The sequence below is a fragment of the Pseudoalteromonas carrageenovora IAM 12662 genome, assembly GCF_900239935.1.
GTDB classification, from domain to species: Bacteria; Pseudomonadota; Gammaproteobacteria; order Enterobacterales; family Alteromonadaceae; genus Pseudoalteromonas; species Pseudoalteromonas carrageenovora.
Map to the genome: position 1 here is coordinate 1,498,494 of NZ_LT965928.1, position 13,253 is coordinate 1,511,746.

A 13,253-nucleotide genomic window follows, 5' to 3' on the forward strand; every position below is an offset into this window, starting at 1 on the left:
TAAATAATACCGTAGAGTGCATACCCAAACCACCTCAAGATGTAAGTTTCAGTTTTAATAAAAAGAGACTTTCATTGTTGCTCTAGGTATATATTAATTAGTTGTTGTTAGTTTAGTTTGAATGTTTTCAACAACGTGGTTAGTTAGTGTATATTTTTTCATTATGTAAGCCACAAATAATGAGCCAAAAGCCGGAAGTACTGTAAAAGAGAGCAAAATACCGTGCTGAGTATCGATAGTTTGTATTACATCTGCCTGATAGCTGTAAAAAGAAAGCAGCCATCCTGCAATTGCGCCACCAACAGCAACACCCATTTTTATAAAAAATATAACGCCGGAATACACCAAGCCGGTTATTCTAACACCTGTTTTTTCATGCCCGTAATCTATGGTGTCAGCCATTTTTGCCCATAATAAAGGCGTGGCCATATCTAAAAAGAACTTCCATAAAATAAAGGCGGTAAATGCCAGCACTAAAGAGTCTTTACTAATAAAGTAACTAAGCGCACAAATAGCAGCGGCAATTAGTTGTAAGCCAATATAGGCTTTTATTTTACAAAATCGCTTTGCCAGCGGTTGTGCTAATGCGCAGCCAAGCATACTAGCTGCAACGCCTAGGGTCATAAATAGGGTAATTAAATCGTCACGGCCTAAATAATATTTTACGTAGTAAACGGCAAGGGTAAGCCTTAACACTTGACCGGTTAGTAAAAAAAAGGCAGCAAGGCACAAAGTACGCCACTGATCGTTTTTAATTAGTGCTTTAACACTTTTTATAAAAGGAATGTTTTGCTCTTTTGGCTGCTGTATTCGCTCTTTTGTGCCCAAAAAGCACAGTAAAAAAAGCACAAGGCCTAAAATACTCATGGCTGTCATGGTGTATTGGTAGCCTTTAGCCGCATCGCCTTGGCCAAAATATTCAACCATTGGCATAGTACAGCCAGCCACAATCACACCGCCTAACATGCCAAACACAAAACGATATGACTGGATAGTAACTCGCTCTTTTGCGTCGTTTGTAAGTACACCGCCTAGGGCGCAATATGGAATATTTATTGCGGTATATGCCACCATAAGTAGCGTATAGGTAGTAAAGGCATAAATTATTTTATCAGTGCCTTTTAAATCGGGAGTGGTAAACGCCAAAATACTAATAATGGCAAATGGCAGGGCAAGCCATAATAAATAGGGACGAAAGTGCCCCCATCGTGTATGCGTTTTGTCGGCTAGGTTGCCCATAACAGGGTCGGTTACAGCATCAAAAATACGCACTGCTAAAAACATAGTGCCTACTACCGCAGGCGAGAGCCCAACTACATCAGTATAGTAGAGCATTAAAAACATCATAACCGTTTGAAAAATAATATTGCTGGCGGTGTCGCCGAGGCCATATGCTATTTTTTCTTTTACACTTACCATGTTTATTTTATCCCGCTTTATTTTTATTTTATCGATTAGAAATAAGTGCTTTATAAGCGTGGCCACTTGCTTTAATAGTACGTTGTTGGGTTTCATAATCAACGTATACTATGCCAAAACGTTTTAAATACCCTTCAGCCCATTCAAAATTATCCATTAAGCTCCACGCAAAGTAACCAATAATATTAACTCCTTGCTCGGTTGCATTATGTACGGCATTTAAATGCGTGTGATAGTAGCTAAGCCTATCTTGGTCGTTAACCTCACCATTATTTATGGTATCTGGCATGGCTGCGCCATTTTCTGTGATGTACATAGGCGGTAACGTGTACGTTTTATGTAAATCGATTAGTAAATCAGTAAATGATTGCGGGTAAATTTCCCATCCCATATCAGTAAGAGGACCCTTAGGTGCTATTGGTTCATATATATGTGTAGGGTGCGCTTTATATACTTGGCGAGTATAAAAATTTATGCCTAAGTAATCGATTGGTTGCGAAATTAACGCCATGTCGCCTGGGTGTATGTCAGGTAAATGATCCTTAGGTAATTGGTTTATTATATCTGGGTAGTGGCTATCCATAATAGGTTTCATGTACCACTGATTTAAATAATCATCGGCGTATTTGGCACAGTCTATATCTTCTTGAGAGTTTGTAAGCGGGTAAGCGGGTGTAAAATTAAGCACAATACCATTTTGTGTATTAGGTGATGTTTTATTTAGTACTTTCATAGCTAGGCCATGGGCAAGTAATAAATGATGTGCCGCTTTTTTACCATATTGTTTTCCTACTAGGCCTGGAGCATGTATGCCAATTTCATAACCTAAAAAAGCACTACAAAAAGGTTCGTTTAATGTAGCGTAAGAAAACACACGCGTTCCAAATGCGCGTGTAATTAGTTCAACGTATTGCTCAAATGCGTAAGCTGTTTGTCTGTTAAGCCAGCCGCCTTCATCCTCTAAGTATTGAGGTAAATCCCAATGATAAAGCGTAACAAAAGCTTTTATGTTTCTACGATTTAGTTCATCGAGTATGTCAGTATAAAATTTAACGCCCTGTGGGTTAAGCTCGCCAGAGCGCGTTATTACACGCGGCCATGATATAGACAATCTGTAAGCATCTACACCTAATGAGGCAATTAAATCTATATCTTGCTGCCAATTGTTATAATGATCACAAGCAATATGGCCATGCGAACTGTCAGCAATTTTACCCTCGGTGTCACAAAATGTATCCCAAATACATGGTAAGCGATGTTCATACCCTCCTTCTATTTGAAATGATGCAGTAGCTACACCATAAACAAATTCTTTTGTTAATAGAGGTGAATGAGATGGTAATGATATTTTTGTCATTAGTTACAAACCTTTTTGAGATCTAAATTGCACGCTTAGCGCTTTTATTTACTGCTTTACAGCGGGTACAACACATTAATAAAAATAAAAGTTGTTGAAATATGTAACATGTTCGTATTTAATTAGCCGTGAAAGCGCTTACATTTTTAGATTAATGTTAATTAATCTTCAGGTCAACTCTTTAATACTGCGCCTTAGCGGGGGATTGTATTAATAATATACTGAAGATCAATTTATAATAATAAATTGCGGAGAGCACATGGCTAGTTCAGCACCACTGACATCACACACACAGTCGCAAAATTACCAAGATAAAAACTATGGTTTTGCACTTACTTCTTTAACTTCACTGTTTTTTATGTGGGGTTTTATTACCTGTTTAAATGATATTTTGATCCCGCATTTAAAAGCGGTTTTTGATTTAACTTATGTGCAAGCAATGCTTGTGCAATTTTGCTTTTTTGGCGCTTACTTTTTAATGTCTTTGCCTAGTGGCTATATTGTTAAAAAGCTTGGTTATAAAAAGGGAATAGTGGTTGGACTGCTTATTGCAGCATTGGGGTGCGTACTTTTTTACCCTGCAGCCGCTATGCACAATTATCCAGTATTTTTGTTTGCCTTGTTTGTATTAGCTAGCGGCATAACATTACTGCAAGTATCTGCTAACCCTTACGTTAGTTTATTAGGCTCACCTAAAACTGCGTCGTCTCGCTTAACGCTTACTCAAGCTTTTAACGCACTAGGTACTACTGTTGCCCCATCATTTGGTGCTTTATTAATACTAGACTCGGCGTCTGAAGCATTTTTAACACCCGCGCAAAATGCAGAGTCGGTACAACTTCCTTATTTACTTTTAGCAGGCATGCTTATTTTACTAGCCGGTATTTTTGCATGGCTTAAATTGCCAGACATAATGAGTGAGCAAAAAGAAGCGGCTGAAAAGTCAGATACAATTGAGGGTAGTGCTTGGCAATACCGTCATTTAACACTCGGCGCTGTGGGTATATTTATGTATGTGGGCGCAGAAGTTGCTATTGGCAGCTTTTTAGTAAGCTTTTTAGCACAAGAAAATATTGCCGGTTTAAAAGAGCATGTTGCCGCTCATTACATCACTTATTATTTTGGTGGAGCTATGGTTGGACGGTTTATTGGTGCTGCTGTAATGCAAAAATTACCTGCTGGCAAAGTACTTGGCTTTAACGCAAGTATGGCTATTATTTTAGTGGTTATTGCTATGAGCACGTCGGGTCAGTTAGCCATGTGGTCAATATTATTGGTTGGTTTATTCAATTCTATTATGTTCCCCACTATTTTTAGTTTAGCGTTAAATGGACTTGGTAAGCATACAGCGCAGGGCTCTGGCATTTTGTGTTTGGCGATTGTAGGGGGGGGCAATAGTGCCACTTTTACAAGGTGCGCTTGCTGATAGTGTGGGTGTTCAACTTTCGTATGTTTTACCTATTTTATGTTACATATTTATCGTGTTTTATGGTTTAAGCGGAAGCAAACCAGTTCAAGCTCAGGAGGCTCTATAATGAAAACCCCTTTTACACTTAATAAAATCGCACTTGCCACATTAATTGCATCGGTAGGTAGTTTATCGGCTTGTTCAAATGACGCGACAACACCCCCTGAAACTAATAATGCTTTATCTAAAACAGAGCAAATTTGGCCAAAACTTAATATTGCCGTAAAACAAGATCCAGCGATAGAAGCCAAAATTGCGGATTATTTAAAAACGATGACTCTTGAGCAAAAAGTAGCTCAAATGATTCAACCAGAAATTCGTGATATTACCGTTGAAGACATGCGCAAATATGGCTTTGGTTCATACCTTAACGGTGGTGGTGCATTTCCTAATGGTGATAAACACGCAACACCTATGGATTGGGTTGCACTGGCAGAGAGTTTTTACCAGGCCTCTGTAGATGACTCGCTTGATGGCACTAGTATTCCGACAATGTGGGGCACCGATGCTGTACATGGTCATAATAATGTAATTGGCGCGACTTTATTTCCACATAACATTGGTTTAGGCGCTGCTAATAATCCTGATTTAATAGAGCAAATAGCGTCTATTACTGCTGTGGAAGTAATGGCAACAGGTATTGATTGGGTGTTTGCTCCTACCGTTGCTGTTGTTCGCGATGATCGCTGGGGAAGAACTTACGAAGGATACTCTGAGGATCCTCAAATAGTACGTGATTACTCTGCTGCTATTGTAAATGGTTTACAAGGCAAAGCCGATGGCGACTTTTTAAGTGATAAGCGCGTTATTAGTACCGTTAAGCACTTTTTAGGTGATGGCGGTACAGTAGATGGCGATGACCAAGGTAATAATATCGACACTGAGCAAGATTTGTTTGATATACACGCCCAAGGTTACGTTGGTGGGTTATCGGCAGGTAGTCAATCTGTAATGGCGTCTTTTAATAGCTGGAACGGCATTAAAAACCACGGTAATAAATACTTATTAACGGACGTTCTTAAAACGCGTATGGGTTTTGATGGCTTTGTTGTTGGTGACTGGAATGGTCATGGTCAAATTGAAGGCTGTACAAACGAAAGCTGCGCGCAAGCGGTTAATGCAGGGCTTGATATTTTTATGGTGCCAACAGGTGCTTGGAAGCCTTTGTACGAGAACACAATTGCGCAAGTTAAGTCTGGCGAAATCAGCATGTCACGACTTGATGATGCGGTAAGTCGTATATTAAGAGTTAAACTCCGTGCCGGTTTATTTGACAAGCCAAGCCCTGCTAAGCGCCAGTTTTCGGGTAAAACAGAGTTAATTGGTGCACAGGAGCACCGCGAAGTTGCACGTCAGGCAGTTCGTGAGTCGTTGGTATTACTTAAAAATAAAAACAATATATTACCACTTGCTGCAAACCAAACAGTACTGGTTGCGGGCGATGGCGCTGATAATATTGGTAAGCAGTCGGGCGGGTGGAGTATTACGTGGCAAGGTACAAATAATAAAAATGCTGATTTTCCTGGTGCAACGTCAATTTACAAAGGGCTTGAAGAGCAAATTTCAGCCGCAGGTGGTAAAGCCATATTAAGTGCTGATGGTTCGTTTGAGCAACGTCCAGATGTAGCCATTGTTGTATTTGGCGAGGAACCATACGCAGAAGGTCATGGCGATAGAGATAATTTAGAATTTGAGCGCGGTAATAAAAAATCTTTAGCACTTTTAACGTCATTAAAAGCCCAAGGCATTCCAGTTGTATCGGTATTTATATCGGGTCGCCCTATGTGGGTTAATAGTGAGCTAAATGCATCTGATGCGTTTGTCGCTGCTTGGTTACCGGGTACTGAGGGCGCAGGTATTGCAGATGTAATATTGAAAGCTAAAGATGGGGCGACCCAACATAACTTTAAAGGTAAGTTGTCATTTTCATGGCCTAAATCGGCTGTGCAAAGCACAGTTAACAAAGGTGATGATGATTACAGCCCATTACTACCGTATGGCTTTGGTTTAACATATGGCGATAAAAATGTATTAGCTGATAACTTAGACGAGAACTCTAAATTAGACAACTCTGCACTTACCAGCATGGATATTTTAGTGGGAGCACCAATAGCCCCGTGGAGATTACTACTTAAATCGGGTGATGAACTTTTAGATGTATCTAGCAGTACGCACGAGTTTGGCGCAATTAAGTACCGCACTGAAGATAAAACAGTGCAAGAGGATGCGCGTCAATTTAACTTTAGCGGTACTGAAAAAGCCAGTGCAGAAATAGTGACCAGTTTTGCAGAAGACACCATTGCTTATTTAGAAGCCGATGCGGTTATAAGCTTTGACATTAAATTAAATGAGGCACTAACGGGGCCTGTTGATTTAGCAATGACATGTTCAGGTGCATGTGGCGCAAGTATTGATTTAGCAAAAATAGTAGACAAAACGGTTGTTAATAAATGGCAATCAGTTTCTGTAGATTTAGGTTGTTATGCTGATAAAGGGGTGAATTTTGCAAGCCTCACTAGCCCATTTAGTTTACACAGCAGTGCTAAGGCTTCGGTATCGGTAGCAAACATACAGTTTGTGCCTAATAAAGCCAAAGATGCAACACTCACTTGTAAGTAGTTAAAACTCTTAATGTAAAACTATATTATGTTTAAGCCCTTCGATTGAAGGGCTTTTTTATGCTGTAAGATAATATTTAATACTAATTCGCTATTTCGTCGTTCTCGGCAATTGCTCCTGCATCTATGCAGTCGTCAATAAGAGTTTTTTAATGCAGGTAGCGACACGTTTAGCCCCGCAAAATAATTAAGTTTTATTGCGGATTGGTATAAGTAGTACTAAGGCGAGTCTATATGTAAAGTTTAGAGTACGCTGTTTGCAGGTTTCCTTTAGAAGCTCACAACTCTTTGTTACCTAAATGGGTGTAAGTTAGCGAGTAACGTGCGCACTAATAAATCTCGCGCTAGGATTGGCACTTTTGAAAAAACAAACCCTAAAGCTCTAAATATTCTAGCTTTGCAATAACAGCTGTTTTTCGTCAAAGGTGACAACTTTGTCTCTACCGGTTTCTTTAGCAAGATAAAGGCGTTTATCTGCTAATGATAGTAAATCCTTTATGCTCATTTGCCCGTTTAATGCTGTGCTTACTCCAGCACTAACAGAGAGATTTATGTGAGCGCCTTTATAATAAAAAGGTTGCTTAGAAATATTTTCACGTAAATACTCAGCAGATTCTCTTGCTGCACTTAACGAATAGTCAGGCAGTAAAATTGCAAATTCTTCTCCGCCTATTCTTGCGCTGATACCGGTATTTATAAATTGTTCTTTAATATTTTGAGCGATCCATTTTATTGCCTGATCACCCGTATCATGGCCGTATTCATCATTTACGCGCTTAAAAAAATCAATATCTAAAATAATTATACTAACGCTTTTATCTTTATTACTAAGCTGATTGAGTGACTCTTTGGCTTTATTAAAAAACCCTCTTCTATTAAGAAGCTGTGACAGAGAATCTGTGTTAGCGAGGTTTGAAAGCGTGTATTCAGTATTCGAAAAAAGTAAAAAGGGTAATATGAGGGCACTTAAGGTCGCTAATATTAAATGACTGATAAGGATTATTTGTAATGGAGCGGTAATATCAACTACGTTACTACTAATAACAGGGATTGATAGCACAGCTACTTGTAAAAGCATGACTCCACTGTGCACTAAAAAACAGGTGGTTAGCGCTTTTTGCTGAATTTTAGCAACAAAGCTCATGCTTTTAATTAAATAACCTGAATAGATAAATAGCCCAGCAATAATTAAACTGGTCAACATTTTTGCTGCATCAAAAGGATAAATAGCTAATAGTAAAAACGCAGAAAAACCAAAAATGCAGTACAAGGGCATTAAACTAATATTTTGTGTATTTTTGTATTTAAACAGTCCGACGATTATTAATAATGGGCTTAAAATAATAAAAATGTTTGCTAAATAATGGGTAACGAAAGGGAAGTCTATGTAAACCCGAATACTTGCAAATACCTCAGCCGCTGCGAAAGAAAAACAAGCAAGGCTAAATAATAAAAATGCGGGTTGGCTTTTGTATTTATAAACAGATACAAAAAAGAAACCTATCATAAGGTTAAGGATAAAAGAGAGGCAGATCACAGTAGGAAGATGTAACATGATTGGTTCTCTTTATAAGTAATTAATATAGTAAATTAACCCCCTAATTATTAGGTATTAATTGTGAAAGGTCAACAAGGTTAAAAGTACTACTTTTAACCAGCTATAATATTACCTTTTTAAATGTTAACACACGCTAAACCAAACTCTCTAAAGCAGATTTTATATCGGTATGGTGAAAGCGATAATGATGTTCTTGCAACTTAGTTGGTTTAACAAACTGACCGGTAGTGAGCAAATCAGACATTTCACCCATTAGCACTTTAAGTACAAAGGCTGGCATAGGAATGAATGCCGGGCGTGATAGAGCTTCCCCTAAGCGTTTGCTAAATTGAGCATTGCTAACAGGGTTAGGGGCTGTTGCGTTTACAGGCCCCGATATTTCTTTGTGCTTTATTATAAACAATATGAGCTGTGTCATATCGTCAATGTGTATCCACGACATACCTTGCTCACCACTTGCGATAGGGCCGCCTAAACATAGCTTAAACGCAGGTAACATTTTGGCTAGTGCCCCTCCTTTTTTTGATAGGACAATGCCAGTTCTTAATAAGCACACACGAGTTTGCTCTGATTGAGCTGCAAGCGCTGCGTTTTCCCAGTCTTTACACAGGGTGTGCGCAAATTCATTATGTGGTTCATCAAAACTTTCGTCGATGACCTTATTGCCTTGACGGCCATAAAAGCCTATAGCGCTGCCAGATATAAACGTGTGTGGTGGGGTAGAGCACGCTTTAATAGCGTTTGAAATTTGCTTGGTGATAATAAGGCGGCTATCGCGAATTATTTGCTTTTGTTTGTCGCTCCAGCGCTTATTTACAATAGGCTCGCCCGCAAGATTGATAACAACATCAACAGTATTAAAATCGACATTGTTAATATCACTTACTGCTTTTACTTTATGGCTTAACAGTACATTTGCTTTGGTAGGATTACGGCTAAGCACGGACACCGTGTTGTGATGCAGTAAAAAAGGGCATAAATGTTTACCTATTAGCCCTGTCGCGCCTGTAATAAATATATGCATTATTAATCCTTAAATTAAATGTGAGTAAGTAACCTAAACGCTTGTTATTAAACATAGCTTAATAACATTTAATTGTTAACAGCAATGAATTTAGTTACTAAAGGCCTGTTTTTTTACATGCAAACTTGCTTTGTTTTAAATGAAATTTATAGCCAAAAAATGCAAGCTTACTGTTTTTATGACTCAATATTTTAATAAACCTATTAACCGTTACGCAGATTAATTAATACTCGCAGCACCCAGCTTTGCAAATTTATACGTAAAACTCACTTTTATGATCACTTGGTAAATATTTCATTTAATTGGCTTTTGCCTTACACTAAAGCCTTATCATTAATAAAAGGATTAACGAATTGGCAAGTTTAACTGGCGTAAATAAAAGCTTAATAGTTTTTGCTGCCTTGGTCGTAGTACTCGCAGGTATTAAAGCAGCGAGCGTGATTATTATTCCCTTTATTTTAGCGGCATTTATTGCCATTGTTTGTAATCCATTAATTAAATTTTTTGCACGTTACAGCATTCCTAAAGGTATAGCGGTAATGCTGGTTGTGCTAATTATTGTTGGCTTAGGGGTCAGTCTCGGCGGACTAGTTGGGCAATCGGTAAATGACTTTTCGCAGCAGCTCCCAGATTACAAAGCCAAACTTCAAGAAGATTTTGTATGGTTAGTGGACCTAGCTTCTCAATACAATATTTTAATAAATAAAGACCAAATATTGTCCATGTTTGACCCAGGTAAAATGGTTGATGTAGCCACCAATATGCTTACTGGTTTAGGTGGCGTAATGGCTAATATGTTTTTGATTATATTAACCGTTGTTTTTATGCTATTTGAAGGCCCAATGCTGCGAAACAAAATTCACGCGGCACTTAAAGACCCCGATAACAAAATGAAGCAGATTGACCGCTTTTTAGAATCTATAAATTCATATCTTGCCATCAAAACCTTAGTAAGCCTCGGCACAGGTATTATAGCTGCGTTTTATTTATGGATTTTAGATGTTGATTACTTTGTATTGTGGGGCGTATTAGCATTTATGTTTAATTACATTCCTAACATTGGTTCTATTATTGCCGCAGTGCCTGCTGTATTGCTTGCTCTTATAACACAGGGCCCTTTAATTGCGGGGCTTGTAGGCGCAGGCTATTTAACTATAAACACGGTGATGGGTAATATTATTGAACCTAAGTTTATGGGTAAGGGCTTAGGGCTTTCTACTTTGGTGGTGTTTTTATCATTAATATTTTGGGGATGGTTGCTGGGCACTGTAGGTATGTTGCTATCTGTACCACTGACTATGATTGTTAAAATTGCACTTGAAGCAAGTGAAGAAGGGAAGTGGATTGCCACTATGCTAGGTAGTGGCGAAAAAATAGAGCAAGATTGAGTTAATTAATTTACTAGTTTACTGGCATTTTTAAAATGTCAGTAAACTGATGTGTTAATTGAATTTCACACTGCTTGTAGCTTATCGCTGCTGTTGTAGCATTAGGAAGTTTTAGTAAATAGCGCCATTGGCAGCTGCTTTCGATATATTTTTCGTGATTAATAATACTTCTTTTAAATAAAGGTAACACTTGGGTATTTCCTGTGGAGTCCTCTATTTGTCCTAGCTCATACTTACGTTTTTGTATCCATGTGCCTTGTACTTGCTTTGCTCTTTCAAGTTCACTATCAAGGCATTGAATGTATCGCTTAGCTTCGTCAGTACTTGCGTTTGCTACTAAAGTACAGGTGTCATCAGCAAAGCTGTATTGGCTTGCAATTAACAGCACACTTGCTGCTAATCTAGTAAAAGTATTATTTTTTGTCATTGTAATTAAACTCTAAAATAAATTGCGCACCGCCTAAGTTATCAGACTTAGTAATAGTAAGCGTGCCGTGATACGACTTAACTAAATCAGATACAATTGCCATGCCTACACCGTGACCACTTTCGTATGTATCAAGGCGAGTGCCACGGGTTAATAGTGATTCGCGCTTATCTTCTGGCACACCTGGGCCATCATCACTTATACCAATACATAGCGTTTTAGCTTGGATCACTTGTACTTCAACTTGTGAGCGACACGCTTTGCAGGCGTTATCAATTAAGTTACCAAGTAGCTCCATTAAATCGGTTTGATCACCCAAAAAGTAGTCTTTTTCGGTTACAGTGCAATTAAATATAATATCTTTATCACGGTAAACTTTGGCCATAGCACTTAAAATAGAGTCAACCACAGGCTTAACCGGCGTTTGTTTTTTCCATGTGTCTGATGCGCCAGTAGCAGCACGTTTTAACTGATGCTCGATCATCACATTAATTCGGTCTAATTGTTCTTGTGCGTCGGCATCGTTTGCAAGCGGGCTTGATTTAAGCACTGCAAGTGGTGTTTTAAGTGCATGTGCAAGGTCACTTAATGACGCTCTGTATCGTTCTTTTTGGCGCTGTTGTGACTCAAGTAATAAATTAAGGTCTGACTTTATTGTTTGCAGTTCAACAGGGTAGAGCCCTTTAATTTCTTGAATATCGCCCGATTCAATTGCTTTTATCTCTTTATCGAGGCGTTGCAGCGGCCGTGCACTCCAAATAAATCCAATCGCCATAAGCCCAGCGATTGCAATACCCATAATGAACATCCAATCAACCAAGGTTTGTTTGAAACCATCCATTAGTCTAAGTAGTGCATCGTTTCGTTTTACTAATATAAAGCGGGCTTGTTCAGATTGGTCAATGTTATTAAGAATGACTGTAAGACTCAGTTGCCAATACACTGTATTTTTATATTCTACGCGGCGAAAATCAGCGGCACCTGCCTTAGTCTCTATTTGCTGGGGAACAAAGTTAACATTAACCGCCGACTCAGAGTGCCAAATAGGATCGTTGTCGCGGTAAATCATGGCGTAGGTATCTGAATTTAATCTGTTGAGTTCTGGCGCGAGAATAGTGCTTGGCATAATAATACCATGCTCTGTAAAGTCCACTTCAGAGATTAAAGAGTAGAGCTGTGCTTCGAGGGTTTTTTCTGTCGCATCAACTAATGAAGCGTAATACGCTTTACCAATTGAGTAAAATAATATGGGCAGGGCGACTAATAAAACAAAGACAAGGATAAATCCTTGCCTTATTTTAAGCGATATTTGAGGTGCTACCACTGACTTTTAAGCCTGTAACCACGCCCGCGTAGTGTTTCTACTGGGTTTAGTGTGCCTTCAGGGTCAAGTTTTTTACGTAGGCGAAGTACAAATACTTCAATTACATTCGAATCAAGATCGAAATCTTGGTCGTATATGTGTTCAGTAAGCTCTGATTTAGAAATCACTTTTTGAGGGTTAACCATTAAGTACTCAAGTACTTTGTACTCGTAGGCTGTCAGGCTAAGCTCTTTATCATCAACCCATACTTGCTGTGAGCGTGTATGAATTTTAATCGGGCCCGCAGTCATTTCTGGGTTTGCCTTACCTGCACTTCGACGAATTAATGCATTACAACGAGCAATTAACTCCTCCACATGAAATGGTTTAGTTAGGTAATCATCTGCACCTGCATCTAAACCTTCTACTTTATCTTGCCAGCGGTCACGCGCTGTTAAAATTAAAATAGGAATAGTTATGCCTTGTGCACGTGCCTTATTAATTAGCTCAATACCGTCTATTTTAGGTAAACCTAAATCAACTACGGCCATATCAAGCGGGTATTCTGTAATGTGGAAAAGACCTGCTTCACCATCGTGGCATAAATCCACACTGTAACGCTCTTTTTCTAGTGCATTACGTAGGTTATCTGCTAAATGTAAATCGTCTTCTATAACTAAAATTCGCATTT

At 38.8% G+C, this 13,253-nt stretch carries 9 protein-coding genes and 1 pseudogene; 3 read left to right on the forward strand and 7 right to left on the reverse strand.

Annotated elements, in window-relative coordinates:
- Positions 1-93 precede the first annotated feature (93 nt).
- Complete coding sequence (locus ALFOR1_RS06840; RefSeq protein ID WP_104642468.1) at positions 94-1,419, reverse strand: glycoside-pentoside-hexuronide (GPH):cation symporter; 1,326 nt, start codon at positions 1,417-1,419, stop codon at positions 94-96.
- Between the two features lie 28 nt (positions 1,420-1,447).
- Positions 1,448-2,776, reverse strand: a complete 1,329-nt coding sequence (locus ALFOR1_RS06845; RefSeq protein WP_104642469.1) for a GH1 family beta-glucosidase — start codon at positions 2,774-2,776, stop codon at positions 1,448-1,450.
- Between the two features lie 259 nt (positions 2,777-3,035).
- Between ALFOR1_RS06845 and ALFOR1_RS06850 the strand changes: the two are divergent.
- Together ALFOR1_RS06850 and ALFOR1_RS06855 are read left to right on the forward strand one after the other, a co-directional pair.
- A pseudogene (locus ALFOR1_RS06850) lies at positions 3,036-4,311 on the forward strand (sugar MFS transporter).
- A complete protein-coding gene (locus ALFOR1_RS06855) occupies positions 4,311-6,863 on the forward strand; it encodes a glycoside hydrolase family 3 protein (protein WP_104642470.1) in 2,553 nt (850 codons plus the stop codon). The pseudogene ALFOR1_RS06850 and the gene ALFOR1_RS06855 overlap by 1 nt, the downstream one beginning before the upstream one ends.
- Positions 6,864-7,253: 390 nt before the next feature.
- Here the strand turns inward: ALFOR1_RS06855 and ALFOR1_RS06860 are convergent, their stop codons facing one another.
- Together ALFOR1_RS06860 and ALFOR1_RS06865 are read right to left on the reverse strand one after the other, a co-directional pair.
- A complete protein-coding gene (locus tag ALFOR1_RS06860; RefSeq protein ID WP_165491312.1) occupies positions 7,254-8,417 on the reverse strand; it encodes a GGDEF domain-containing protein in 1,164 nt (387 codons plus the stop codon).
- Between the two features lie 136 nt (positions 8,418-8,553).
- Positions 8,554-9,444, reverse strand: coding sequence for a TIGR01777 family oxidoreductase (locus ALFOR1_RS06865; protein ID WP_104642471.1), 891 nt, complete (start codon positions 9,442-9,444; stop codon positions 8,554-8,556).
- A gap of 353 nt (positions 9,445-9,797) precedes the next feature.
- Here ALFOR1_RS06865 and ALFOR1_RS06870 point away from each other — a divergent pair, with 353 nt between their 5' ends.
- The gene (locus ALFOR1_RS06870) at positions 9,798-10,832 is read left to right on the forward strand and encodes an AI-2E family transporter (RefSeq protein WP_104642472.1); all 1,035 of its coding nucleotides are present in this window, start codon (positions 9,798-9,800) and stop codon (positions 10,830-10,832) included.
- 13 nt (positions 10,833-10,845) lie between these two features.
- Here ALFOR1_RS06870 and ALFOR1_RS06875 read toward each other — a convergent pair whose 3' ends face one another.
- The 3 genes from ALFOR1_RS06875 to ALFOR1_RS06885 are packed head-to-tail and all read right to left on the reverse strand — an operon-like array spanning position 10,846 to position 13,251.
- Positions 10,846-11,259, reverse strand: a complete 414-nt coding sequence (locus ALFOR1_RS06875) for a lysozyme inhibitor LprI family protein (RefSeq protein ID WP_058548978.1) — start codon at positions 11,257-11,259, stop codon at positions 10,846-10,848.
- Positions 11,246-12,583, reverse strand: a complete 1,338-nt coding sequence (locus ALFOR1_RS06880; protein ID WP_058548979.1) for an ATP-binding protein — start codon at positions 12,581-12,583, stop codon at positions 11,246-11,248. The genes ALFOR1_RS06875 and ALFOR1_RS06880 overlap by 14 nt, the downstream gene beginning before the upstream one ends.
- Positions 12,577-13,251 carry a response regulator transcription factor gene (locus ALFOR1_RS06885; protein WP_058548980.1) on the reverse strand — a complete coding sequence of 225 codons (675 nt, stop codon included), beginning with the start codon at positions 13,249-13,251 and terminating at the stop codon, positions 12,577-12,579. The genes ALFOR1_RS06880 and ALFOR1_RS06885 overlap by 7 nt, the downstream gene beginning before the upstream one ends.
- Positions 13,252-13,253 lie beyond the last annotated feature (2 nt).